The following is a 24,562-nucleotide window of genomic DNA, read 5'->3' as shown; positions in this document are numbered from 1 at the left end:
GCGTTGAACCGTGTGGACCGGGAGCCGCCCGAACTCCCGACCCACTCGTCATGAGGAGGGGTTCCGTTGGAGGCCGGGATGCAGATCATGCAGAGCACCGAGTTCCGTACACCGCCGTCGACCGCGCAGCACGGTCCGTCCCCGGAGCGCGGCGTCCCGCCGCGGCCGGCCACCGAGTGCGACCTGGTGACCGTTCCGGCACGCCAGGGGCTGGAGGCGGTCGACATCCTGCGCCGCGGCGCGGGCGACGCCGTGGGGCCCGTCCTGCACGACGGCGGCTGCGACACCCTCGGCTTCCTGGTGCCGCCCGGCACCGCCGACGCCTGGGACGTGCCCGGCAGCACCTGCACGCAGACCGACGGCCGAGGCCTGCGGATGGCCCCCGAGCCTCCGGTCGAGGGCTCGGACTGGCTGCTCCCGCCCGGCGGCGCGGATCTCGCGACCGACCCGGCGGTGCTGCGGGCCGCGCTGGGCGAGGCGGCGCGGCTGATCGAGGCGGCGGACGGCTGCCGGTGAGCGCGCCTGGCCGCGCTCCGACGACGGCCGGGTGAGCGCCGCCCCGATCCCCGCGCCCCGATGCCCAAGGGCGGCCGCGAGCGAGGCCCGGGGACGACGGCCGTGAGCCCGTCGGCGCTCGTGGCGATGTCCCGCCCCGCCTCGCGGCCTCGGCGGCCTCCGTGCGTGGGTGGTCGTGGTCGCGGTCGCCAAGGAGCGCGGCCGCCTTCGTGGCCGGGACGGCTTCGGCCCCGGACATCCCCGCGCTCGTCGGGGTGCCCCAGTGACCGGTCGCTGAGCCGACCCGCCCCCGCGCCCCGATAATGGCGGGATGGCACGGGCGAAGAATCAGCGGGTGGACGACGGCCGCGACACGGGGCGCGGCGGGCGGCGCGGACAGGCCGCGGCCGAGGCGGTCGTCGAGGCCGTCGACGGCGGGCTCGCCGAGCTGATGCCCGACCGCGACCGGGCACGCGCCTGGACCCTGCTGATCGACGGCGCACCGCAGTCCCACGTCGACCTCGACGACCCCACCTACCTGAGCTTCGAGTACCAGCGCCGCCTCGGCCATGTCATCGACCTCGTCGCCCCGCCCGGCAAGCCCGTGCACGTCGTGCACCTCGGCGGCGGCGCCCTCAGCCTGGCCCGCTACACGGCCGCCACCCGCCCCCGGTCCACCCAGCAGGTCGTCGAACGCGACGCGGCCCTCGTCCAACTGGTGCGCCGCGAACTGCCGCTGGATCCGAACGCCCGGATCAGGGTGCGGTCCATGGACGCCCGGGAAGGCCTCGCCAAGGTGCCCGACGGCTGGGCGGACCTGGTCATCGTGGACGTGTTCAGCGGCGCGCGCACACCGGCGCATCTGACGTCCGTCGAGTTCGTCACGGAGATCCGCCGGGTGGTGAAGGACTCCGGCGTCTACGCCGCGAACCTCGCCGACGGGCCTCCGCTCGCCCATCTCCGCGGCCAGATCGCCACCGTGGCAGCCGTCTTCCCCGAAGTCGCCCTGGTCGCCGATCCGACGGTGCTGCGTGGCAAGCGCTTCGGGAACGCCGTCCTCGTCGCCTCCGGCCGGCCGCTGCCGATCGCCGAACTGACCCGCCGCGCCGCCTCCGACCCGCATCCCGCCCGCGTCGAACACGGCAAGGAACTCCTGGACTTCACGGGCGGCGCGGCACCGGTCACGGACGCGGTGGCGGTGGCTTCACCGGCACCGCCGCCGTCGGTGTTCCGCTGACCCGGCGTCAGCAAGCCCCGGCCTCCGACTCCGTTCGCGCCCGCGGGTCCGGCAGCCCGCTCGCCGGGTCGGGCGGTCAGTACGTCCCGATCTCCACGTGCGGCGGCCCGTCGTGCCAGGTGCAGAACACCGACACCCGGTCCGCGCCCGAGGAGAACTCCACGCGGATCCACGACTCCGTCTTCCACACCTGCATCGACCAGGCGGTCTCCGGCGTCGCGGACACCAGCGTCGCGTAGGCGCCGCCGATGTCGAAGACCACCCGGCCGCCGTCGGTGGCGTAGCTCTTGACCTGCCCGGAGGAGCCAGGGGAGGCCGCCGAGGTCGCGGCGGCCGACGAGGGGCTGCCGCTCGGAGGCCCGCTCCTCGAGGGCGTCGCGCTCGGTTTCGCGCTCGTGGACGGACTGTTCGACGCGCTCCGGGAGGGCTCGGCCCGCCGCGTCGAGGACGCCAGCGGCTTCGACTCCTGCGTCGTCGCGCCGCCCGCCGTGATGGGCAGGGCCCGCGGCGGGTCGTACGCCGTCCCCGTCATCACGGTGTGGACACCCCACCACGACAGCGTGACCGCCGCGCCCGTGGCGAGCGACCACGCGAGTACGTGAACGAGTCCTCTGCGCATCGCGGCCATACTGCACCACGCGCCCCACGGGTGTCTCACGGCCCTGTCAGGAACCGAGTTGTCCACCGAAGGCGGGCCGGGCTTGTCCACAGGCGCCCCGCGGGCGTTGTCCACAGGCACCGGACGGCATCGCCCGGATGGCGTACGGTGCCGCCCATGGCAAGTGTGCTCGTCGTCGAGGACGACCAGTTCGTTCGCTCGGCCCTCATCCGGCATCTGACCGAGGCCGCGCACATCGTGCGCAGCGTCGGCACCGCCCTGGAGGCGCTGCGCGAGGTCGCCCATTTCTCCTTCGACGTCGTGATCCTCGACCTCGGACTGCCCGATCTGGACGGGTCCGAGGCGCTGAAGATGCTGCGCGGGATCACCGATGTCCCGGTGATCATCGCCACCGCGCGGGACGACGAGACGGAGATCGTCCGACTGCTGAACGCGGGCGCGGACGACTATCTGACCAAGCCGTTCTCGGTCGAGCACCTGTCGGCGCGGATGGCGGCGGTGCTGCGCCGCTCGCGGACGAGCGCGGGCGAAGCGCCCGCGTCGACGGTCATCCGCGTCGGCGGGCTCGCCATCGACCCGCTGCGCCGCCAGGCGGAACTGGACGGCGTACGACTCGACCTCACCCGGCGCGAGTTCGACCTGCTCGCCTTCCTGGCCGGGCGCCCCGGCGTCGTCGTGCCGCGCAAGGAACTGCTCGCCGAGGTGTGGCAGCAGGCGTACGGCGACGACCAGACCATCGACGTCCATCTGTCATGGCTGCGCCGGAAGTTGGGGGAGACGGCGGCGCGGCCGCGCTATCTGCACACGCTGCGGGGCGTCGGCGTGAAGCTGGAGCCGCCGCGAGCGGAGCGGCCGCTATGAGGTGGGCGCTGGTCAAGGTGTGCGTGGCGGTGACGACGATGGTCGTGGTCGCCTTCGCGATCCCGCTCGGCCTGGTGATCAAGGAGATGGCACGCGACCGGGCGTTCTCGAACGCCGAGCGGGAGGCCGCCGCCGTCGCGCCCGCGCTCTCCATCACCACCGACCGGGACGAGCTGGAGCGGGTCGTCGCCTCGGCCGGCTCGGACGAGGGCATGGGCGTGCACATACCCGCCGCCGACGGCAAGCCGGCGGTCGAGATCGGCAAGCGGCGCGCCGCCGGCAGGGACATCACCATGACCCGCAGGCTCGGCCGGGCCTCCACCACGGAGGTGCCCGGCGGCTCCACGCTGCTCCAGCCCATCGCGCTCAGCTCCGGCGAGATCGCGGTCGTCGAGGTGTACGTCCCCGAGGCCGAGGTCAGCAATGGCGTCGGTACGGCCTGGGCGGTCCTCGCCGCGGTCGGCGTCGCCCTCATCATCGGTTCCGTCGCGGTCGCCGACCGGCTGGGCGTGCGGATGGTGCAGCCCGCGCAGCGCCTCGTGGAGAGCGCGCACGAGCTGGGCGAGGGGAAGCTGGGCTCCCGCGTGCCCGAGGAAGGGCCCACCGAACTGCGGCTGGCCGCCGTCGCCTTCAACTCCATGGCCGACCAGGTCGTCCAACTGCTCGCCAACGAGCGGGAGCTGGCCGCCGACCTCTCGCACCGTCTGCGCACACCGCTGACCGTGCTCCGTCTCAACACCGCCTCGCTCGGCGACGGTCAGGCCGCCGAGCAGACCCGGGCCGCCGTCGCGCAGTTGGAGCGCGAGGTCGACACGATCATCCGGACGGCCCGGGAGGCCAAGCCGCAGACCGCGGCGATCGGCATCGGCGCCGGGTGCGACGCGGCCGAGGTCGTCCGTGAGCGCATGGACTTCTGGTCGGCGCTCGCCGAGGACGAGGGCCGCAAGGTGCGGGTGGCCGGAGTGGACCGGCCGGTCCGCATACCCGTGGCCCGCGCCGACCTCGCCGCCGCGCTCGACGCCCTCCTCGGCAATGTCTTTCGCCACACCCCCGAGGGCACGGCCTTCGCGGTCGACGTGCACAACGGCGAGGACGCCGTGATCATGCTGGTGTCCGACGCGGGCGCGGGAATCGTGGACCCCGTGGCGGCGATGGCGCGCGGACGGGGCTCGGGCAACGACGGGTCGACGGGCCTAGGCCTGGACATCGTGCGACGGCTCGCGGAGTCGACGGGCGGGGACGTCCGGATCGGTTCCTCCGTGCTGGGCGGAACCGAGGTGCGCATCTGGATCCAGCTGGACGGAAGGGCCCCGGTCCGGCGTGGACACCGGGGCAGCGTACGGCGCCGGAAGCGCGGCGCGGGTGTGAGCTGGGGGCGTGGCGCGGGCGTGAGTTGAGGCCGCGGCGTGTCCGCCGCCGGACCCGCCCATCCGCCCACATTGGTCTCGACCATTAACCGCTCCCGATGCCTTCCTTAAGCGCACCCTAAGATCCTCGACCTCCGTCCGAATGAACCGGTTTGACCGATTCCGGATCGCTAGCGTGATGCCGCACCCCCTGGGACGTCCCCAGCGAACCCCCGTGAATCCGCGAAGGCAGGCACGCGATGAGCAGTACGCACCGGCGCAAGGTCAGTGGCAGGAACAAGGCGATAGGCGGCATCGTCGCCGCGGCCGTGGTCGGTGGTGGCGCCCTCCTGTTCACCGGTACCGCGCAGGCGGCGAGCGTCGGCGCCGCGTACACCAAGACCAGTGACTGGTCCACGGGTTACACCGCGCAGTACGTCATCACCAACGACACCGGTGGGACGAAGGCGGACTGGACGCTGGAGTTCGACCTCCCGTCCGGCGCCAAGCTCAGCTCGCTGTGGAACGCGACGTCGACGGTGAGCGGACAGCACGTCACCGTGAAGCCGCCGTCCTGGGACAAGGACGGCCTGGCGGCCGGCGAGTCCGTCACCGTCGGCTTCGTCGTGAACGGCACCGCGAACCCGACGGGCTGTGTCATCGACGGCACCAAGTGCTCGGTGGACGACGGCGCGACGCCCGAGCCGAGCGGCCGTCCGACGCAGACCGCCTCCCCGACGGCCACGCCCACCCCGACCGCCACCGCCTCGCAGAGCGCGACCCCGAAGCCGACGGCGACCGCCACCGCGACGCCGTCCCCCTCGCAGACCTCGGGCAGCGGCAGCACGACCACCGCGGGCTTCGCGCCCTACGTCGACACCTCCCTCTACCCGGCCTTCGACCTGGTCAAGGCGGCCGAGGCCACCGGCGTGAAGAACTACAACCTCGCGTTCATCACCGACGGCGGCGGCTGCACGCCCAAGTGGGGCGGCGTGAGCGACCTCGCCAGTGACGCGGTGGCGTCGCAGATCGGCGCGCTGCGCGCCAAGGGCGGCGACGTCCGGGTCTCCTTCGGCGGTGCCTCAGGCTCGGAGCTGGCCACGACCTGCTCCTCGGCCGACGCGCTGGCGGCGGCGTACGGCAAGGCCGTGGACGCCTACAAGCTCACGAAGGTCGACTTCGACGTCGAGGGCGGCGCGCTGCCCAACACGGCCGCGAACACGACCCGCGCGAAGGCCATCGCCAAGCTCCAGCAGCAGCACCCGGACCTGGACGTCTCCTTCACCCTGCCGGTCATGCCGGAGGGCCTCACCCAGGACGGTGTGAACCTGCTCTCCAACGCCAAGTCCAACGGCGTGAAGATCAACACCGTGAACATCATGGCGATGGACTACGGTCCCGCGTACAGCGGTGACATGGGCACCTACGCCGAGCAGGCCGCGACGGCCACGCAGGCGCAGGTCAAGAGCGTCCTCGGCCTCTCCGACAGCGCCGCCTGGAAGGCCGTCGCCATCACCCCGATGATCGGGGTCAACGACGTCGCGTCGGAGATCTTCAAGGTCGACGACGCCTCGCAGCTCGTGACCTTCGCGCAGTCCAAGGGCATCGGCTGGCTGTCCATGTGGTCCGCCACCCGCGACAAGCAGTGCGCCGGCGGTGCCAAGAACTCCGCCGACGCGGTCTGCAGCTCCATCGTCCAGAGCGACGGCGCCTTCTCCAAGGCGTTCGGCGCGCTGAAGTAGCCCGACAAGCCACTGTGAAACGGGGGTTGCGCGCCCCGGCCGGACTTCTCCACCCCCCACCCGGCCGGGGCGTCGTAGTCGTTCTCACCGGCCCCGGGGCGGCCCCCAGGAGTCGTCCTTGAGCGCGTGGAGCAGGCCGGCCAGGGCGTGGGGTGTGGAGGTGGCGATGTCACCGGGCCGATCGCTTTCACGGAGGTGGATGTGACCGGTCGCCGTCGCCGCCAGCTCTACGCACTCGCCCTCGCCGCCACCGCTGAACGAGGACTTCTGCCAGACGAGTTGGGGCATTTCAGTTCCTCTCAGAGGGCGTACATGACGTGTTGCACCAGGCTCAGCGAGTCGCGCGACGCGTGGCTCTCCGGGGCCGACTCCGGGTCGACCGGAGCCAGGGCCAACTCGGTGAGCCGCTCGAACATTTTGGCGTACTCGGCGAGGTGTTCTCCATCGCTGAGGAAGAGCGAAGTCATCGGGTGCTCCAGGTAGACCGTGTCCAACTCCGGTGCGACGCCCCCGAAAATGGCGAAGCTGCGGCTGTACGCGGAGTACCCGCCGCCCGCGAACGGAAAGATCTGCACGGTCACGTTGGGCAGTCGGGAAACCTCGATCAGGCGGAGGAGCTGGCGGCGCATGACCTGTGGGCCGCCGACCTGCGCGTGCAACGCGGCCTCGTGGATGACCGCTCGGTACGTCACTGCCGCGTCGCCGCGCAGGGCGCGCTGCCGAGCGAGGCGGAACTCGACGTACCGGCGGGCCCGTTGAGGATCCATCTCCGTCTCACTGAGCACCGCGTGTGCGTACTCCTCGGTCTGAAGCATCCCGGGGATGAACAGCGGTTCGTGTGTGCGCAGTACGGCGGAGCGGGACTCAAGCTCCGCCAGGTTCCGAGCCGTGGGGCCGATCGTGTCGTCGAACTCGTCCCACCAACCCTTTCCGCTCGCCTGGGCCATGCTCATGAGTTCGTCGAAGTGGGCCCCCGCTGGGCAGCCGTACTCGCGGAGCAGCCCGTACAACCGGTTGTGGGAGACGTTCAGCCGTCCGGCCTCGATGTGGCTGACTCGCGAGCGCTCACCCTCCAGTAGTTCGGCGGCGACATCGGTGGACATCCGCGCACGCAGACGGAGTTTGCGCAGCTCGGCGCCCAAGCGCCGCTGACGCTCGCTGGGCCTGCTCCTTGGTGGCATGTTCCCTCCCTGTAGCCGTGCGCAGTGTGCCGCGATCACATCGGCGGCGGCACCCTGTTGCCTCCGAGGTCACCCACATGGGTCATATGTGGCGTTCACGATTGAACTCAGATCACAGATGAACGTACCGTCGAAGCGATCCACCCGCCCCGCGCCCCGAGGAAGTACCCCCACCCTCAGCGGAGTTGAGGACCCCGGACCTGGTCACCACGGTCGCGCGCAACCCGAAGGAGCCCCTCCGATGGAGGACCCCCCACGCCCCACCGACGTCTCCCTCGTCTTCCCGCCCCACCCCGTCTGGGTCCGCACCGCCCGGGAGACCGTCCGCACTCTCCTCGCCGCGTCCCACCGGCCCGAACTGACCGACATCGCGGTGCTCTTGACCTCCGAGGCGGTCACCAACGCCATCAACGCCTCCACCGGACGCGGCTGTTCGACCCATGTGACCCTGCACGCGGGCTGGGCCGGCCCCCGGCGCCTGCGTGTCCTCGTCCACGACCAGGCGCCCGGCCTCCCCAACTTCCGCACCCCCGGCCCCGATGAAGAGGGAGGCCGGGGGATGCAGCTCATCTCGAACGGTGCCGACCGCTGGGGTGTGTGCGGGCACGGGCCGGGCCGGGGCAAGGCGACCTGGTTCGAGCTGGGTCGGTCAGACCTCGGCGGGTGACCGTCCCGGCGCGGCCGACGTGTCCTCGGGGATCGAGCCCTCACTGAGGCCGAGCCGTCCGTGCACCGCCCGCAGGGGCTTCGGCGCGTACCAGGCGGTGCGGCCGAGCAGCCGCATGGCGGCCGGGACGAGCACCCCGCGTACGGCCACCGCGTCGATCAGGATCGCCAGACCGCTGCCGAGGCCGAACATCTGGATGAAGCTGACATGCGCCGTCCCGAAGGCGAAGAAGCTCACCGCGAGCAGTCCGGCGGCCATGGTCACGATCCGGCCGGTGTGCGAGAGCCCGCTGGTCACCGCGGTCTCGGTGTCCGCGCCCGCGTCATGGAGCTCCTTGATACGGCTGGTCACGAAGACCTCGTAGTCCATGGACAGACCGAAGGCGATGCAGAACATCAGCACGGTCATCGAGGTGTCCATCGGCTGCGGCGTGAAGCCGAACAGGGAGGACAGATGACCGTCCTGGAAGATCCACACCATGACACCGATGGCCGCGGTGAGACTCACGGCGTTCAGGACCAGGGCCCGCAGGGGCTGGACCACACTGCCGGTGAAGAGGAACAGGATCACGAAGGTGCTGCCGGCCACCAGGCCGATGGCGGCCGGGAGCCGGTCCGCGATCGAGGACTTGGAGTCGACCAGCCGGGCGTCCGTACCGCCGACCAGGGCTTCGGTCCCGCCGGGCGCGTCGACGGCCCGTACGGCTTCGACCAGGTCCTGGGCCTCGTCCGACTTCGGGGTGAGATCCGTGACGACGCTGATCCGCTGGGCGTCGGGGCGGCCCAGCGAGACGGCCGCGGGTCCGGGCGGACCGGACCGGCCGTCGGTGTAGGTGCCGGCGGAGGTCTCGACGCGGGCCGCGCCGTCGAGCCGCGAGAGCGTGGTCGCGTACGTGCTCAGCTCGGCGGGTGACACCCGGCCCGTCGTCACGATCTGCACCGCCGACTCGTCGCTGCCGGTGAAGTCGCGCTGCACGGCGGTGGCGACCTGCCGGCTCTGCGCGCTCTCGGGCAGGACCCGTTCGTCGGGTGTGCCGAAGACGACACCGAGCAGCGGGGAGGCCGCGAGCAGCAGGACGGCCAGGACGGGGAGCGCGGTCAGGGCGGGCCTGCGCATGACCGTGCGCGACAGCCGGGCCCAGAGCGGGGCCTCGGCGCTGCGTACCGTCTTCGCCCAGGGCAGGCGGCCCTTGTTGATGCGGTGGCCCAGCACGGCGAGCAGCGCCGGCATGACCAGCAGCGCGCTCAGGGCGGCGATGGCCACCACGCCGATGCCCGCGTAGGCGAAGGAGCGCAGGAAGAACTGCGGGAAGACCAGCAGCGCGGCGAGCGCGGCGGCGACGGTCGCGGCGGAGAAGGTGATGGTGCGTCCGGCGGTGCGGACCGTGTGCCGCAGGGCGTCCGGCACCTCGGCCCCCTCCGCGAGGTGTTCGCGGAACCGGCTGATCATGAGCAGCGCGTAGTCGATGCCGAGGCCCAGGCCCAGCGCGGTGGTGAGGTTGATCGAGAACACCGACACGCTGGTGAGGCTGCCCAGCACATAGAGCTCGGCGAAGGTGCCGACGATCGCGATCAGCCCGATGACCAGCGGGAGCAGCGCCGCGACGACACTGCCGAAGGCGATCACCAGCAGGACGAGGATCAGCGGTACGGCGATGGACTCGGCCACCGCCAGGTCCTTGGCGACCTGGGTGGGCACCTCGTCACCGACCGCGGCCTCGCCGCCCGCCCGCACGGTCAGCCCGTTCCGGTCGCCGGTGTAGCGGTCGATGACCTTCGACGCGTTGTCGCCCTGCTCGGTCTCGTCGCCCTTGACGTGGGCCAGTACGAGGGCCTGTTTCCCGTCGCGGGAGGTCAGCGCGGAAGCGCCGGTGTCCCAGTACGAGATCACGTTCGACAGGGTGGGATCGGCCTTGAGGCGGGAGGTCAGGTCGCGCCCGGCGCGCTCGGTGGCGGGGGAGCCGATGGCGCCGCCGTCGTCGGACCGGGCGAGCAGGACGAGGTTGCTCTCGCCGCCGAACTTCTCGTCGATGAGGGTCTGCGCGCGGGCCGAGGGGGCGCTCGGATCCTCGAAGCCGCCGCTCTGGAGCTTGCCGAATGCCCCGAGACCGACGGCCGCCATGGCGACCACGGCCACTGCGGCGAGGGTGAGCAGGAGCCGGCTCCGATGGAGAGCCAGCTGTGCGATGCGGTCGAACACGATGATCGCCTCCGGATGTTCACGCTGTTAACATCGACGATGGCATAGGATGTTAACGGCGTCAACTTTAAAAGTCGGCGGCGTGGTGGAAGGCGGGACGGGGGGCTGGCGGAACCACTGATTCGGGCAGGATGGGGACATGGAATCGATCACGGGCGGCAGAGCGGACACCGGCGGTGACGCGGGGACCGGTGTCGGCGGCGGCTCCGGTGCGCGTGGCACCGGCACCGGAGCCGGTGGCGACGATGGATCTGGCGTGGACAGTGGCTCCGGTGCGGGCGGGGGCCCCGGTACGGCCGGCGTCGGCGGCTCTGGCGTGGACGGCGGTTCCGGTGCCAACGGCGGATCCGGCACGGGAGGTGTGGGCGCCTCCGGTGGGGACGGCGCCCCCGGTACGGATGGCGACGACGGCCCCGTCGCGGACGGCGGTGCCGCCTCCGGCGCGGTCGGCAGGGGGAGGGCGGGTGCCCGCGCGCGAACGGGCGGCGGCAAGGCGCGTTACCACCACGGCGACCTCCGCAACGCCCTGATCGAGGCCGCGGTCGAACTCGCGACGGAGGGCGGCCCCGAGCGGGTCGTGCTGCGGGAGGCGGCTCGCAGCGTCGGGGTGTCGCCCACCGCCGCCTACCGCCACTTCGAGGGCCAGGGAGAACTGCTGGAGGAGGTGAAGATCCACGGCCAGCAGGCGCTCGCCGCCTCGATGACCGAGGCCGTACGCGCCCTGCCCGCGACCGGCGACCCGGGCGAGGAGGCCGTGCGCAGGGCCGAGGCCATCGGGCGCGGCTACGTCCGCTTCGCGATCGAGCACCCCGGCCTCTACCGGACCGCCTTCTGCCGCACCACGTCGGCGGCGGAGCGGGACTTCACCGGTCTCGAAGCGCCGGACACCGGCGCGGAGTTCGCCGCGTTCAGGGAACTCTCCGACAGCCTCGACACCCTGGTGGCGACGGGCCGCATGCGGCAGGAGAACCGCCCCGCCGCCGAGGTGGCCGCCTGGTCGACCGTGCACGGACTGTCCCTGCTCATCCTCGACGGCCCGCTGGCCCTCCTGCCTCCGGACCAGCGCGACGCGGTGGTGGAACGGACGCTGACCGCGATCGTCGCGGGACTCGTCCGGTAGGCGTCGCGAACCCGCGGATGCTCGTCCGGCCGGCCGGAACGCCGGTGGGGCGCGGCACCCCCCTCGGGTGTCGCGCCCCTTCCCCCGTGTCCCCCGGGCGGTGGCCTACTCGGCGGGCGTCACCGGCGCCAGCGTCCCCGTGCGGGCCGCCCGGCCGTACCAGTGGGCGCTCGACTTCGGGGTGCGGATCAGGGTCGCGTAGTCGACGTAGACCGCGCCGAAGCGCTTGCCGTAGCCGTAGGCCCACTCGAAGTTGTCCATGAGGGACCAGAGGTAGTAGCCGCGCACGTCCGCGCCGTCGGCGATCGCGCGGTGCACGGCGGACAGGTGGCCGTTCAGATAGGCGATGCGCTCGGGGTCGTGGACGCGGCCGTCCGGGTCCGGTTTGTCGTCGTAGGCCGCGCCGTTCTCCGTCACGTACAGGGGCAGGCCCGGAGCCTCCCGGCTGTACCGCATGATCAGGTCGTGCAGGCCCGTCGGGTCGATCGTCCAGCCCATCTCCGTGCGCTCGCCCGGGGTCTGATGGAAGGTGACGTCGTCCGCTCCCGGCCAGGGGGAGTGCGAGCTGGCGCCGTGGCCGTCCGCGCGCGGGCCGTCCGCGGGCGCGGCGGCCGCCGAGACCAGCGCCGGCGTGTAGTAGTTGAGGCCGAGCGCGTCCAACGGCTGGTGGATCGTCCGGAGATCGCCGTCCTGGACGAACGACCAGTCGGTGACCGACCGCGTCGCCGCGAACAGGGTCTGCGGGTAGGCGCCGTGCAGCATCGGGCCGTGGAAGACGCCGTTGGCCAGGTCGTCGATGCGCTGGACGGCGTCCAGGTCCGCCGGGTCCTGCGAAACCGGCCTGACCACCGAGGAGTTGAGGCTCACCGCGACCGAGTTGCGGGACGGCATCACGGAGCGGAGCGCCGAAGTGCCGAGCCCGTGCGCGAGGTTCAGGTGGTGGGCCGCGCGCAGCGACGCCGCCGGGTCCGTCCGGCCAGGGGCGTGCACCCCGGAGCCGTACCCCAAGAAGGCGCTGCACCAGGGCTCGTTCAGCGTGATCCACTGCTCCACGCGGTCGCCCAGCGCCTCGCCGACGATCTGCGCGTACTCCGCGAACCGCAGCGCGGTCTCGCGCTCGGGCCAGCCGCCCGCGTCCTCCAGCTCCTGCGGCAGATCCCAGTGGTAGAGGGTGACGGCCGGCTTGATGCCGTGCGCCAGCAACTCGTCGACCAGGCGCCGGTAGAAGTCGAGGCCGCGCTGGACCGCGGGGCCCCGGCCGGTCGGCTGCACCCGCGACCAGGAGACCGAGAAGCGGTACGCGGACAGTCCGAGGTCCGCCATCAAGGCCACGTCGTCGCGGTAGCGGTGGTAGTGGTCGACAGCGATGTCACCGTGCTCGCCGCCGGCCGTCTTGCCGGGTGTATGGCTGAAGGTGTCCCAGATCGAGGGCGTACGGCCGTCCTCCCGTACCGCCCCCTCGATCTGGTACGCGGAGGTCGCCGCGCCCCAGAGGAAGGCCGGAGGGAAAGTCACGGGCGTTACGGACTCAGGCATGGAAGCGCTCCCAAGGGGGTCGTCAAGACCGACGGGTTGGAGGAGGGGAGGAGAGGCGGACGGAGGGGGCCGAGGCGGCGGTGACCCGGCCCCCGGAGGGGCGGTCAGCCCTTGATGGCGCCCTGCATGATCCCGCCCACGATCTGCTTGCCGAACAGGAGGAAGGCGATGAGCAGCGGCAGCGTGCCGAGCAGCGCGCCCGCCATGATGACGGCCTGGTCGGGGATGTAGCCGGTGCCCAGCGAGTTGAGGGCGACCTGCACCGTCGGGTTCTGCTGGTTCAGGGCGATGATCGGCCACAGGAAGTCGTTCCAGGCCATCACGAACGTCAGCAGGCCGAGCACCGCCATCGCGGGGCGCGCCGCCGGGAACACGACGTGCCACACCACGCGCAGACTGTTCGCGCCGTCCACCCGCGCCGCTTCGATCAGCTCGGAGGGCAGGGCCTGTATCAGGTACTGCCGCATGAAGAACGTGCCGAAGGCGCTCACCAGGGTGGGCAGGATGACCGTCTGCAGCTGGTTGGACCAGCCCAGGTCGCTCATCCACAGATACAGCGGTACGACGGCGAGCTGCGGCGGGATCATCATCGTGCCGATGGTCAGCAGCAGAAGAAGACCGGAGAACTTGAACCGCAGCTTGGCGAAGGCGAACCCGGCGAGCGTGGAGAACACGACCGTACCGACGGTGATGGTCCCGGCGACGATCGTGGAGTTGACCATCGCGGTGCCGAGCCCGGCCTGCTCCCACGCGGCCTGGAGGTTCTTGAACAGGTTCCCGCCGAACCACAGCGGCGGGGGCGCCTGCGCCAGCCGCACGTTGTTGCGTGAGGCCGCGATGGCCGTCCAGACAAGCGGAGCCAGCGAGACCAGCGCGAAGACGGTCAGGACGACGTAGGTGACCGGGCCCGCGTGCAGCTGCTTGCCCGCGCCGAGCACCCGGCGGCGTCCGGGCGCCCGGCCGGCCGGGGTTCCCTTCGCCTCTGCCTGAGGGACAGTCAGTTCAGTGGTGGTCATTGGGATTTCCTCAGCCGTCGGGTGATCAGCAGGTTGATCGCGGCGACGATCAGCAGGATCAGGAACATCGTCCATGCGATCGCTGACGCCTTGCCGAGGTTGCCGATGCCCCAGCCCTGGTCGTACATGTACAGGCCGAGCGTCTGGTACTGGTGCGCGGAGCCGCCCTTCGAGCCGCTGACCCCGCCGAACAGGAGCGGCTCACCGAAGAGCTGGGTCGCGCCGATGGTGGAGACCACCACCGTGAACAGGATGGTCGGCCGGAGCATCGGGACCGTCACATGGCGGAACTGCTGCCAGCGGCCCGCGCCGTCGAGAGCCGCCGACTCGTACAGATCGGCGGGGATCGCCTGCATCGCCGCGAGGTAGATCAGCGCGTTGTAGCCGGTCCATCGCCAGATCACGATCGAGGAGACGGCGAACTGGCCGCCCCAGTCGGACTCGCGCCAGTTGATCGGGTCGACCCCGACGAAGTGCAGCAGCCAGTTGACCATGCCGCCGTCCCACGAGTAGAGCAGCGTGAAGACCAGCGTCGCCGCCGCCACCGAGGTGGCGTACGGGGTGAGCATCACGACCCGCCACACGGTCGAGCCGCGCAGCCGGTAGTTGAGCAGGTGGGCGATCCCGAGCGCCATGATCAGCTGCGGCACCGTCGAGATCACGCCGATGGTGAAGGTGTTCCCCAGGGCGTTCCAGAAGAACTCCGAGGACAGCAGGTTCGTGTAGTTGTCGAGGCCGACCCAGGTCTGGTGGTCCAGGCCGGACAGCTGCACGTTGTGCAGCGAGTACCAGGCCGTGTACAGCAGCGGGAACAGCCCGAAGGCTCCGAAGATGATGAAGAAGGGGGCGACGAACGCGTACGGCGACGCCTTCATGTCCCAGCGGTACAGCCGGCTGCGCCAGGAACCCGGGCCCGGCGGCGGCGTACCGCGACCCTGAGCGCCCCGGGCCGCGCCCGGCTGGGAGCCGGGCGCGGCGTCGGCGCTCGTCGCGGGGTGCGCGAGAGCCTGCTTGGAGCTGGTCACTGGCCGAGCACGTCCTTGACCTCAGCCTTTGCCGCGTTCCAGCCCTGGTCGGGGGACTTGCCCTTCTGCTCGACCTGGAGGATGCCCACGTCGGTGATCGCGGTACCGATCGGCTGGTCCTTGGTGCCGAAGTACTGGACCGGGATGGTCTTCGCCGAGTCGCCGAAGATCTGCGTGATGGGCGCGTCGGAGAAGTACGCCGTGGTGGCGGCGGCCGGCTTCAGGTCCGCGTACGCCGACGGGGTCGACGGGAAGCTGGCCTGCTTGGCGAAGACCTTCGCCTGCTGCTCGGGCGCGGTCAGCCACTTGGCCAGCGCGACGGCTTCCTTCTGGTGCTTGCCCGCGGTCGGGACACCGATGAACGAGCCGCCCCAGTTGGCCGCGGTCGGCGCGGCCGCCACGTCCCACTTGCCCTTGCCCGCGTCACCGGACTTCTCCTGGATGTAGCCCATCATCCAGGCGGGGCAGGCCACCGTCGCGAACGATCCCTTGGCGAAGCCCTGGTCCCACGTCGGGTCGAACTGCTTCAGCTTCGCCGACATGTTGCTGGTCGCCACGGTCATCGCGGCGTTCCAGGACTTCTTCACGCCCGAGGACTTGTCCCAGATGACGTTGCCGTCCTTGTCGTAGTACCGCTCGCTCTCGCCACCGAGCGCCGCGTTGTAGACCGAGGAGGCGGAGTCCACGAACTTGGTGCCGCTCGGCGCCTTCTTCATGTAGTCCTTGCCGACGGCGACGTACTTGGACCAGTCGCCCTTCCACTGCTCGGCGAGCTTGACGCGGTCCGTCTCCAGACCGGCCTTCTCGAACAGGTCCTTGCGGTAGCAGATCGCCATCGGACCGATGTCGGTGCCGAGCCCGATCGTCTTGCCGTCCTTGGTGGTGGCCTGGGCGGTCTTCCAGTCCAGCCACTGCGACTTGTCGACGTCCTTGCCGAGGTCGACGAACTTGTCGGCCTGCGTCTGGACGGCCTCGGTGATGTTGCCGACCTCGATCGCCTGGATGTCGTCGGTGCCGGAACCGGCCTGGAGGCGCGTGAGGGTCTTGGGCCAGTAGACGTCGGTACGGGTGGTGACGTTCTCCTTGATCGTGATGCCAGGGTGCAGCTTCTGGTACTCGTCGTAGAGGCCGGCCTGCTTGTAGCCGAAGACGCCGAACGTGCCTATGGTCAGGGTCGTCTTGCCCTTGCCACTTCCACCGTTGTTCGCGTCCGACGAGCCGTCGTCCGGGTCGCTGGAACAGCCGGCCAGCAGTCCCGTAGCCAGCGCGGCGACGACCGCGATGGCCCCCAGCCTGCGGGACCGGCGGGTACTCGTGCGCATTGCGTCCTCCTGTTGCCTGACGTGCCGACCCCCCGGCCAACTGCATTGGTGGCGCCCGTTGTTTCTCGCTGCGGCTCGGGCGGGGAACGTGCGGGATGTGTATGTGTCAGGTACTGTGGGAGCGCTCCCACAGGTGATGTGTTGAAGAGTCGTCGGTTCCAGCGGGGGTGTCAAGGGTGGGGGAGCGGAGAGATGCGTTCAGTTATCGGCCTGTTAGCTGAAGATGTCATTCCGCCACATGGCCAGAAGAGTCTTATAGCTCGTTCGGTGTCCGAAGACGAGCGGCCGGTGCGGCAAGGGCTCCTGGGACGGTGGCCCGGTGACGCTCGCCTCCTCGGACGGGGCTGTTAGATTCCAGGCCACTTGGTATCGACGGGAGGCGGAGGCCATGGCAGTCCACGGAGCGCGGGGCCGCAGCGGCGGGCGGCCGACCCTCGAAGAGGTGGCCGCGCGCGCCGGGGTGGGCCGCGGCACGGTCTCCCGGGTGATCAACGGTTCCCCCAGGGTCAGCGACGCGACCCGCGCCGCGGTCGAGGCGGCGGTGGCGGAGCTCGGGTACGTCCCGAACACGGCGGCCCGCGCCCTCGCGGCCAACCGCACGGACGCGATCGCTCTGGTCGTCCCCGAACCCGAGACCCGGTTCTTCGCTGAACCGTACTTCTCGGACATGCTGCGCGGTGTCGGTGCCGAACTCTCCGAGACCGAGATGCAGTTGCTGCTGATCTTCGCGGGCAGCGACCGGGAGCGCCAACGCCTCGCCCAGTACCTGGCGGCGCACCGCGTGGACGGCGTCCTGCTGGTCTCGGTCCACGCCGACGACCCGCTCCCGGACCTGCTCTCCCAACTGGAGATCCCGGCGGTGATCAGCGGCCGGCGCTCGGCGGAGGAGACGCTTCCGTCGGTGGACTCCGACAACTACGGCGGCGGGCGCGCGGCCGTGGAGCACCTGATCGCCCGGGGCCGTCGCAGAATCGTCCACCTGGCCGGCCGCATGGACGTCTACGGCGCCCAGCGCCGCGTCGACGGCTACCGCCAGGGCCTGCTCGACGCGGGCCACGCGGTGGACGACCGGCTGATCGTCCCCGGCGACTTCACCGAGGACGGGGGCCGGCGCGCCATGTCCCTGCTGCTGGAGCGCTGTCCCGACCTCGACGCGGTCTTCGCCGGCTCCGACGTCATGGCGGCGGGCGCCCGCCAGGTGCTGCGCGAGAGCGGTCGCGGCATCCCCGACGACGTGGCGCTCATCGGCTACGACGACTCCGCCATCGCCCGCCACATGGACCCGCCCCTCACCAGCGTCCGCCAGCCGATCGAGGAGATGGGCCGCGCGATGATCGACCTCCTCCTCGGCGAGATAGCGGACCGCCGTCCCGCGGTCTCCCGGGGCCTGGAGAAGCGACAGTTGGTGCTGCCGGCGGAACTGGTGGTGCGGGCGTCGTCATGAAGCCGATGCCCCCGGCGCGGTGTTCGGTCCCCGGCTGACGACTCGGGGTGGGCCGGGGTGCCCGAGCCCTCCCTGGTTGCTCAAGCGTTGAAGGACTGGCGGGAAGCGGTGCGTGGCGAGCGTCACATCTGCCAACGAAAGCATTCGCGCACGCGGTGAAAGCCCTTCCAGGGTGAGTTGCGCGGCCGCTGTCACCTGTGGCGTATGCAAACGGAAGGGGCGTTTCGGCCGTCCATGGACTGCCGGCTCAGGGGAGCGGGATTACCTATGGAGTCCTCTGATCGCTTTCGCATAGCGTTGCCGTCGAACCGGGGGAGCCGTCCTTGACCAGGACTTCGGCGCGCCCCCACATCGATGATCAGGGGGAACAATGCGAAAGACTGTAGCCATGGCTACTGCCGCGACCGCGTTCGTCGGTTCGCTGGCCGGGTTCGGGGGTCAGGCGATGGCCGAATCGAAGAGCTCGGCGCCGCGGGTGTCGCAGGTTTCGTCGCAGGCGAGCAACTGCGTGACAGTGGTGCGCTGGTACAACAAGCGCTTCAACCGCCTTGTCGAGGTGAAGAACAGCTGTTCCCACAAGGCGTGCTTCAGTGTCACGGTGGCCGCACGGCGGGACCCGGACTTCTCGATCGGTAAGAACAAGAAGGAGTCCTTCGTCTACGGCGGGATCGCCTGGACCAAGGGCTCGGGCATCAAGAACAAGGCCTGCTAGCCGGCACGTTTCGCTCAGGGGCGCGTGCGGACCCTGAGCGGCGACGCGAAAGTGCCTTCTGGGCTCGGATGAATGAGACACGTCCAGGTCTCCGCAGTCCGAGCGGGAAGGCACTTTTCGCGTGCCCGCCACCGGGCACGACCGCTGCGGCGATCTCGCCGTCGAGCGGCGCCACGTCGGACCCTCGCGACCGCGCGGGACGCGTGACCCTGCCGCGTTCTCGTGGGCCGGCGATGCCTGCCGTGCGGGGAGACCAGAATGTGAACGGGCTTGCGGACAGGGGTCCGGACGGGGGGTGGCGCTACCCCCGACCATCCCCAAAGGTTGCGGCAAGGCGAAAGACCGACCTGTGTTCACCCTCGGCCGCGCCGCCCGCCTCCTGCTCAACTCGGGTGACGAGGAACGCGCCTGGCGTGGCACCGCGCGGCAGCCGGCGGTCATCGAACGCGCCACGTTTCCCGCTCCGGACGACCGCTTCCCCGACGTGCACCGTTTCGCTGCCGCGTGGCGCGCCGCCGGCGGAACCCGGGACGCCGCCGGAGGGACCCGGGAGAGGTGAGATCACCGCCGTACGGTCAGCTCCCAGCGGACCTCGCCGTCCTGGACGTTGCCGGTCGGGGCGAGTCCCGCCGCGGCGGCGACGGCGGCTGACGCGTGATGAGCGGGGTGCACGTGGGCCACGACCGTGCGGACGGGGAACGCGCGGATCACGTGCCGGACCAGCGACCGCGCCGCCTCCACCGCGTATCCCCGCCCCTGCCAGGGCGTGCCCACCACCCAGGCGATCTCCGCAACCTCTCCCGAGACGGTCGCCTGGACCGTCCCCACCAGGAATCCCTCCGTACGCTCCCGCAGCACCCAGTTGCACCAGAGCACGGCGGGATCGGGGGAGCCCGCGACGAGGCGTTCGTACCGGGACCGCAGCGACTGCGGAGTGGAGGGTTCCCCGCCGATGAACGTGTGCAGCGCCGGATCCGACAGCACCTCGGCCATCTCCTCGGCGTGCTCCACCCGCAGCGGCACGAGATCGAGCCGCGAGGTGTTCCCGGCTTCCATCACACCCCCCGTTTCGCCCGCTGGATCACGGACCGATGCCGTCGTGGAACGCAATCAGCCGGTGACCTGTTCAACAGGTCACCGGCTGATTACTCAGGGTGAGTGACGGGACTTGAACCCGCGGCCACCTGGACCACAACCAGGTGCTCTACCAACTGAGCTACACCCACCATGTCCGGTCTTCAGGATTTCCCTGACCGGCCGAGAAAAAGTGTACAGGGTCTGAAGGGGTGCTCGCGCACGGCTTTTTCCGGGGCCCATCAGGGCCCCGTCAAAGGCCTATTCGGTGGGCAGGACGTGCTTCGCCGCGATGGTGCGGGCGGTGTCGGAGTCGGGGCCGGGCTGCGGGACGAAGATCGCCTCGCGGTAGTAGCGGAGCTCGGCGATGGACTCGCGGATGTCGGCCAGGGCGCGGTGGTTGCCGTTCTTCTCCGGGCTGTTGAAGTACGCCCGGGGGTACCAGCGGCGGGCCAGCTCCTTGACGGAGGAGACGTCCACGATCCGGTAGTGGAGATAGCCCTCCAGCGTCGCCATGTCGCGCAGCAGGAAACCGCGGTCCGTGCCGACGGAGTTCCCGCACAGCGGGGCCTTACCCGGCTCCTTGACGTGCTCACGTACGTAGGAGAGGACCTGCTCCTCGGCGTCCGCCAGGGTCGTGCCCCCGGCGAGCTCCTCCAGCAGACCGGAGGCCGTGTGCATCTGGCGCACCACCTCCGGCATCGTCTCCAGGGCCGCGTCCGGCGGGCGGATCACGATGTCCACACCTTCGCCGAGCACGTTCAGTTCCGAGTCGGTGACCAGCGCGGCCACTTCGATGAGCGCGTCATCCGACAGCGAGAGCCCGGTCATCTCGCAGTCGATCCACACCATGCGATCGTTCATGTGTCTCACCCTACGGCCCGCCCCGGTCAGGTGGACCCGCCCGTGCGCCCCGCCGGGTCGGCGGATCGTGTCGGGGCCGCGCACGCAGGCGAGGGGGCCCGCACCCGAAGGTGTGGGCCCCGCGCGCGTCTTCCCGCCGCCGGACTACGGCGCGCTGCGCTGCCCGGGCAGGCTGGGCCTGCTCGCGGCGTACAGCTCCGAGCGCTCCCGCAGCGCCTCCGCGGAGAGCGACGCCGTCGCGCCGAGCGCGCCGGCCGCCGCGGTGCGACGGGTCTGCATCGGGACCGGGCCCGGGTGCTCCTGGTGCATCGACGGTGGCGGTCCGACCTGACCTGTCGGGCCGTCCGCTTCCGTCGAGCGGTCGGCCTGTGGCCTGCGAGCGCGGTACGCCGCCCGATACGCGGCCGGGGACGAACCCAGCTGGCGCCGGAAGTGACCCCGCAGCGCGACCGGCGAGCGGAAGCCGCAGCGGCCCGCGACCTCGTCGACCGAGTAGTCGGAGGTCTCCAGGAGGCGCTGCGCCTGCAGGACGCGCTGAGTGATCAGCCACTGCAGGGGAGCGCTACCGGTCAGCGAGCGGAACCGGCGGTCGAAGGTGCGGCGGCTCATGTACGCGCGAGCCGCCAGCGTCTCGACGTCGAACTGCTCGTGGAGATGCTCCAGCGCCCAGGCGACGACCTCCGCGAGGGGGTCGGCGCCGATCTCTTCCGGCAGTGACCGGTCGAGGTAGCGCTCCTGGCCGCCACTGCGCCGGGGTGGGACCACCAGGCGCCGGGCCAGCGCGCCGGCCGCCTCGTTGCCGTGGTCCGTCCGCACGATGTGGAGACAGAGGTCGATTCCGGCCGCCGTACCCGCCGATGTCAGGACGTCGCCGTCGTCCACGAAGAGTTCGCGGGGATCGACGTGCACCGACGGATAGCGCTTGGCCAGGGTCGGTGCGTACATCCAGTGGGTGGTCGCCGGACGGCCGTCCAGTAAACCGGCCGCCGCGAGCACGAAGGCGCCGGTGCACAGTCCGACTATCCGGGCGCCCTCCTCGTGGGCGCGGCGCAGTGCGTCGAGCGCCTCCTCCGGTGGTGGCGAGGTGATCGACCGCCAGGCGGGCACGACCACCGTGCCTGCCCTGGAGATCGCTTCCAGGCCATGTGGTGCGGTGAGTTCCAGGCCCCCTGTGGTCCGCAGCGGGCCTTCCTCGCCGGCACACACCAAAAGGCGGTAGCGCGGCACGCCGGCGTCCTGGCGGTCAATCCCGAACACCGACAGCGGTATGGAACTCTCGAAAATGGGGCCGCCGCTGAACAGCAGCACCGCGACGATCTCCTTGCGGCGTCGCCCGGACAGCTTCCGGGCCGCGGCTTCCGGCGCGGCAGTGGAGTCGTGGCTCATCCTGCTAAGCCCCCCTCGGTGGTCGCGGCTCCTCGGTTGTGTCGCTCCTGCACGTTTCCCCTCGGTCCTGCACGAGTCCCCCGCCGTAAGACAAGATCGAATCTACTGTGTCCCGTGGCGCCAAGGTGACCAGTTCGGTACTCCGCAGAATGTCGACATGGCAACTTGGCGTGAAGCATTCGATCACGAAGCGTTGCACTCGTGGGCCGTGCAGGGAAGTGCGCCTCGTGGCAGTGGCCAATCCACGTAGGGTGTGCGCGCCCTCCGTACCCCTTTCAGTGCAGGTGGAACGGGGGTTGGGGGGTCGTTCGAGCAAGGGATGCGCCACAACCAGAAGTTGGCTGAAAAGAAGCGTAGTCGTGCGCGCAAACCGGTCAGTCGTCCGGCAGGTTTCCCCCGCCGCGCCGACCGCCTCGGTGAGCTCCAGCGCCGCTTCTGCCGCGCGCGTCGGCTCCCGTCCCCGCTCCCGCTCCACTCCCGCGCGCTGTGTCCCCCGCCGTCCCCGGGCCGGACCGTCCGTGGCGTCCGCGCTGCTGCGGAGTCCGCTGCCGCGCACGGGAGCGCGACGCGTCCCGTTGCGCCTCGGGCGGCAGTGCGGCGCCCCGCTCGGACCGGCGCAACAGGACCAGACAGGCCCCGGTCACGGCCGCGAGACCCAGGGCCGTGCCGGCCGCGCCGGCGAGCGAGGTGCCGTACCAGAGGAGAACCACCGGGACCAGGACACAGCTGAAGGCCGCCCAGCGGACCACGTCGCTCACCGTGTCCGTCACCGGGGGCGCCGAGGGGTGTGATCCGGAGCGCGAGCCGGACGGGGGCGGCGCGGGGGGCGTGGCGGAGGCGGAGGGTGTGGAGGGCGCGAAGGGTGCTGAGGGGGCGGAGGGATGCGGGGTGGCGCCGGGTCCGGGCGCGTGCTGCTCCCTGGTACTCACGTGCTGCTCCCTGGTGCTCCGGTGTGCTCCATGCTCTCCATGGCGGCGGCTGCGACCGGTTCAACGCGTGTTCGACCGGCCGGTCACTGCCCGGCCGGTGGTGCGTGTGTCCGGAAGGGGCCGTACGGCCCTGCGGGGGCGATGGAATCCCGTCCCTCGGTGAACCCTGTGCAAACCGCCTGTACGGGGCAGCAACCATTGCGTTACGGGCGCCCTCTCGTGCATGCTCCCTGGAATGCCGCGTAAGGCGCGCGGGATCTGGGCAGAGGAGGCGTGCCGCCGTACCCTTGGGGGTATGGGGTTGGGAAGATGTTTCCCAGACACTGCTCTGCCGATCGTTGTCGTCCCCACCACGAGGATCCAAACGCCGAGACACCCATGGCCGGTCACGAATTCTTCGATCCCGCGGACCGCAAGCGCCCGCTCGCCGATCCCACGGCGGCCGAGCCCCTGGCGGCGGAAGAACCCCGCCAGTCCTGCGATCCCGCCTTCAAGCACGGCGTCGTCGTCGGTTTCGACGGTTCGACGTCCAGCGAGCGCGCCCTCGCCTACGCGATCGGGATGGCCCACCGCTCGGGCTCGGGCCTGATCATCGTCCATGTGGCCAACCGGCTGCCCACCACGGTGTGGGCGGGCTGCGAGCCGCCGGTCTTCGTCGACGTTCCCGACCATCGCACCGAGGTGCTGGGGCTGGAGCTCGCCTGCGCCGAATACCTCGCCGAGGTGCCCTGGATCCTGGTCGAGCGCGGCGGTGACATCTGCCACGAACTCGAAGAGGTGGGCCGGGAGTACGAGGCGGACGCGATCGTCGTCGGCTCCACGCACGGCATCGTCGGGCGCATCTTCGGCTCGGTCGCGGGGCGGCTCGCCAAGCGCGCCAAGCGTCCTGTCATCGTCATTCCGTGACGCGCCGTCGTCCCAGGTGGGACGGCCCCCGGACGGAGCGGTAGGCGTCCTGTGCGCGGTGCGTGAACCTACTGGCGCGTAGAGGTGTTTGTGCCTTTGTGAAGGGCATATACGGGACGCCGGTCCTTCAGCGGCGACCGGTACGACGCAGCACAACTGCACAGGCATGAAGGGAGCCCGCCGTGGACAATGACGTCTCTGCGGGAAGTACCACCACGATCGTCGGCCGACTCGCGCTCGGCATCACCCTGTTGGCCTTCGGCCTCGGATACACCGACCTGATCGACGGCGTGAAGGCGGCTGACGCCACATCACTTGCCCACTACGTAGGCGGCGTTGCGCTGTTCGTCGCCGGCCTGCTCGCGTTCCGTGACCGTGATACCGCCGGCGGTACGGCCTTCACGGGACTCGGCGCCCTCTGGTTCACCTGGGCCGTCTCGGCCGGTGGCCAGGTCTCCGACAACGCGGCGGGACTCTTCCTGCTGCTGTTCGCCCTCGTCGTCCTGTCGCTCACCCTCGCGGGCGGGGACGTCCTCGGCCAGGGCACCTACGGGCTGTTCTTCGTCTCCCTGCTGCTCCTCGCCATCGGCCGCTTCGCGGACAACGCCGACCTGTCCAAGGCCGGCGGCTGGTTCGCCGTCGTGGCGGGCGCGGTCGCCTGGTACGCGGCGACCGCGGCACTCGCCCACTGGCCCACGGCACTTCCGCGACGCGCCGCCGGCCGGGGGGTGACGGCCACCGGCTGACCTCGGCGCGGGCCGGGGTATTGGGCGGCTCCGGCCCTTGAAGAACGATCCCCGTGCGCGGGTGGTGCGCACGGGGATCGTTCATGTCCGGCCGACGGCGGGGGACTTGCGCGCCGGCGGATCAACCGACCGCGG

Annotated in this window: 24 protein-coding genes and 1 tRNA gene; 12 read left to right on the top strand and 13 right to left on the bottom strand. The window is 71.0% G+C overall.

What is annotated here, in order from left to right:
- The first annotated feature begins 78 nt into the window (after positions 1-78).
- Both ABZX90_RS06810 and ABZX90_RS06805 read left to right on the top strand, forming a co-directional pair.
- Positions 79-516, top strand: a complete 438-nt coding sequence (locus ABZX90_RS06810) for a hypothetical protein (protein WP_351122387.1) — start codon at positions 79-81, stop codon at positions 514-516.
- A 310-nt stretch (positions 517-826) separates the two neighbouring features.
- On the top strand, positions 827-1,732 hold the full coding sequence (locus ABZX90_RS06805; protein WP_351122384.1) for a fused MFS/spermidine synthase: 906 nt from the start codon (positions 827-829) through the stop codon (positions 1,730-1,732).
- Positions 1,733-1,808: 76 nt separating this feature from the next.
- Here ABZX90_RS06805 and ABZX90_RS06800 read toward each other — a convergent pair whose 3' ends face one another.
- Positions 1,809-2,351 (bottom strand): hypothetical protein, encoded by a 543-nt coding sequence (locus ABZX90_RS06800; protein WP_355202037.1) that lies wholly within the window; start codon positions 2,349-2,351, stop codon positions 1,809-1,811.
- Between the two features lie 156 nt (positions 2,352-2,507).
- Between ABZX90_RS06800 and ABZX90_RS06795 the strand changes: the two genes are divergently transcribed.
- The 3 genes from ABZX90_RS06795 to ABZX90_RS06785 all read left to right on the top strand — a co-directional run bounded on the left by ABZX90_RS06795 (position 2,508) and on the right by ABZX90_RS06785 (position 6,300).
- Positions 2,508-3,212, top strand: coding sequence for a response regulator transcription factor (locus ABZX90_RS06795; protein WP_351122380.1), 705 nt, complete (start codon positions 2,508-2,510; stop codon positions 3,210-3,212).
- Positions 3,209-4,609 carry a HAMP domain-containing sensor histidine kinase gene (locus ABZX90_RS06790; RefSeq protein ID WP_351122377.1) on the top strand — a complete coding sequence of 467 codons (1,401 nt, stop codon included), beginning with the start codon at positions 3,209-3,211 and terminating at the stop codon, positions 4,607-4,609. Before ABZX90_RS06795 ends, ABZX90_RS06790 begins: the two co-directional genes overlap by 4 nt.
- A 209-nt stretch (positions 4,610-4,818) precedes the next feature.
- Positions 4,819-6,300, top strand: a complete 1,482-nt coding sequence (locus tag ABZX90_RS06785; RefSeq protein ID WP_351122374.1) for a cellulose binding domain-containing protein — start codon at positions 4,819-4,821, stop codon at positions 6,298-6,300.
- 84 nt (positions 6,301-6,384) lie between these two features.
- Here ABZX90_RS06785 and ABZX90_RS06780 read toward each other — a convergent pair whose 3' ends face one another.
- Together ABZX90_RS06780 and ABZX90_RS06775 are read right to left on the bottom strand one after the other, a co-directional pair.
- A complete protein-coding gene (locus tag ABZX90_RS06780; protein WP_351122372.1) occupies positions 6,385-6,588 on the bottom strand; it encodes a DUF397 domain-containing protein in 204 nt (67 codons plus the stop codon).
- Between the two features lie 11 nt (positions 6,589-6,599).
- Positions 6,600-7,481, bottom strand: coding sequence for a helix-turn-helix transcriptional regulator (locus tag ABZX90_RS06775; RefSeq protein WP_351122369.1), 882 nt, complete (start codon positions 7,479-7,481; stop codon positions 6,600-6,602).
- A 241-nt stretch (positions 7,482-7,722) separates the two neighbouring features.
- Between ABZX90_RS06775 and ABZX90_RS06770 the strand changes: the two genes are divergently transcribed.
- Entirely contained in the window at positions 7,723-8,148 is a 426-nt protein-coding gene (locus ABZX90_RS06770; RefSeq protein ID WP_351122366.1) for an ATP-binding protein, read from the top strand.
- Here the strand turns inward: ABZX90_RS06770 and ABZX90_RS06765 are convergent.
- Positions 8,131-10,347: an MMPL family transporter gene (locus ABZX90_RS06765; RefSeq protein WP_351122363.1), complete on the bottom strand. Its 2,217-nt coding sequence runs from the start codon at positions 10,345-10,347 to the stop codon at positions 8,131-8,133. The two genes, ABZX90_RS06770 and ABZX90_RS06765, sit on opposite strands and share 18 nt — an antisense overlap.
- 139 nt (positions 10,348-10,486) lie before the next feature.
- Here ABZX90_RS06765 and ABZX90_RS06760 point away from each other — a divergent pair, with 139 nt between their 5' ends.
- On the top strand, positions 10,487-11,467 hold the full coding sequence (locus tag ABZX90_RS06760) for a TetR/AcrR family transcriptional regulator (RefSeq protein ID WP_355202030.1): 981 nt from the start codon (positions 10,487-10,489) through the stop codon (positions 11,465-11,467).
- A gap of 105 nt (positions 11,468-11,572) precedes the next feature.
- Here ABZX90_RS06760 and ABZX90_RS06755 read toward each other — a convergent pair whose 3' ends face one another.
- The 4 genes from ABZX90_RS06755 to ABZX90_RS06740 all read right to left on the bottom strand — a co-directional run bounded on the left by ABZX90_RS06755 (position 11,573) and on the right by ABZX90_RS06740 (position 16,366).
- Positions 11,573-13,003: a GH1 family beta-glucosidase gene (locus tag ABZX90_RS06755; RefSeq protein WP_351122357.1), complete on the bottom strand. Its 1,431-nt coding sequence runs from the start codon at positions 13,001-13,003 to the stop codon at positions 11,573-11,575.
- Between the two features lie 104 nt (positions 13,004-13,107).
- Positions 13,108-14,019 (bottom strand): carbohydrate ABC transporter permease, encoded by a 912-nt coding sequence (locus ABZX90_RS06750; protein WP_355202026.1) that lies wholly within the window; start codon positions 14,017-14,019, stop codon positions 13,108-13,110.
- Positions 14,016-15,044, bottom strand: coding sequence for a sugar ABC transporter permease (locus tag ABZX90_RS06745; protein ID WP_355202023.1), 1,029 nt, complete (start codon positions 15,042-15,044; stop codon positions 14,016-14,018). The genes ABZX90_RS06750 and ABZX90_RS06745 overlap by 4 nt, the downstream gene beginning before the upstream one ends.
- Entirely contained in the window at positions 15,041-16,366 is a 1,326-nt protein-coding gene (locus ABZX90_RS06740; protein ID WP_355202020.1) for an ABC transporter substrate-binding protein, read from the bottom strand. Before ABZX90_RS06740 ends, ABZX90_RS06745 begins: the two co-directional genes overlap by 4 nt.
- 388 nt (positions 16,367-16,754) lie before the next feature.
- Between ABZX90_RS06740 and ABZX90_RS06735 the strand changes: the two genes are divergently transcribed.
- The 3 genes from ABZX90_RS06735 (at position 16,755) to ABZX90_RS06725 (ending at position 19,081) form a co-directional block, all read left to right on the top strand.
- Positions 16,755-17,810 (top strand): LacI family DNA-binding transcriptional regulator, encoded by a 1,056-nt coding sequence (locus ABZX90_RS06735; RefSeq protein WP_351122348.1) that lies wholly within the window; start codon positions 16,755-16,757, stop codon positions 17,808-17,810.
- Positions 17,811-18,198: 388 nt separating this feature from the next.
- Entirely contained in the window at positions 18,199-18,522 is a 324-nt protein-coding gene (locus tag ABZX90_RS06730) for a hypothetical protein (protein ID WP_355202016.1), read from the top strand.
- Positions 18,523-18,871: 349 nt separating this feature from the next.
- A complete protein-coding gene (locus ABZX90_RS06725; protein ID WP_355202013.1) occupies positions 18,872-19,081 on the top strand; it encodes a hypothetical protein in 210 nt (69 codons plus the stop codon).
- A 2-nt stretch (positions 19,082-19,083) separates the two neighbouring features.
- Here ABZX90_RS06725 and ABZX90_RS06720 read toward each other — a convergent pair whose 3' ends face one another.
- From ABZX90_RS06720 to ABZX90_RS06700, 5 genes are all read right to left on the bottom strand, one after another.
- Entirely contained in the window at positions 19,084-19,578 is a 495-nt protein-coding gene (locus ABZX90_RS06720; protein ID WP_351122342.1) for a GNAT family N-acetyltransferase, read from the bottom strand.
- A gap of 97 nt (positions 19,579-19,675) precedes the next feature.
- A tRNA-His gene (locus ABZX90_RS06715) sits at positions 19,676-19,748 on the bottom strand.
- A 109-nt stretch (positions 19,749-19,857) separates the two neighbouring features.
- Positions 19,858-20,460 carry an oligoribonuclease gene (gene orn, locus ABZX90_RS06710; RefSeq protein ID WP_351122339.1) on the bottom strand — a complete coding sequence of 201 codons (603 nt, stop codon included), beginning with the start codon at positions 20,458-20,460 and terminating at the stop codon, positions 19,858-19,860.
- A 144-nt stretch (positions 20,461-20,604) separates the two neighbouring features.
- On the bottom strand, positions 20,605-21,846 hold the full coding sequence (locus ABZX90_RS06705) for a helix-turn-helix domain-containing protein (protein ID WP_351122336.1): 1,242 nt from the start codon (positions 21,844-21,846) through the stop codon (positions 20,605-20,607).
- A gap of 374 nt (positions 21,847-22,220) precedes the next feature.
- Positions 22,221-22,616: a hypothetical protein gene (locus tag ABZX90_RS06700; RefSeq protein WP_351122808.1), complete on the bottom strand. Its 396-nt coding sequence runs from the start codon at positions 22,614-22,616 to the stop codon at positions 22,221-22,223.
- A 537-nt stretch (positions 22,617-23,153) separates the two neighbouring features.
- On the opposite strand from ABZX90_RS06700, the gene ABZX90_RS06695 reads away from it, so the two are divergent.
- Together ABZX90_RS06695 and ABZX90_RS06690 are read left to right on the top strand one after the other, a co-directional pair.
- Complete coding sequence (locus ABZX90_RS06695) at positions 23,154-23,681, top strand: universal stress protein (protein ID WP_189184879.1); 528 nt, start codon at positions 23,154-23,156, stop codon at positions 23,679-23,681.
- Positions 23,682-23,863: 182 nt separating this feature from the next.
- Entirely contained in the window at positions 23,864-24,427 is a 564-nt protein-coding gene (locus ABZX90_RS06690; RefSeq protein WP_355202008.1) for a GPR1/FUN34/YaaH family transporter, read from the top strand.
- The last annotated feature ends 135 nt before the right edge of the window (positions 24,428-24,562 follow it).

It is taken from the genome of Streptomyces sp. NPDC002935, from assembly GCF_040611295.1.
Taxonomy (GTDB): Bacteria; Actinomycetota; Actinomycetes; order Streptomycetales; family Streptomycetaceae; genus Streptomyces.
Note: the sequence above shows the minus strand (reverse complement) of the source record. Positions and strands in the feature narration are given on the sequence as shown.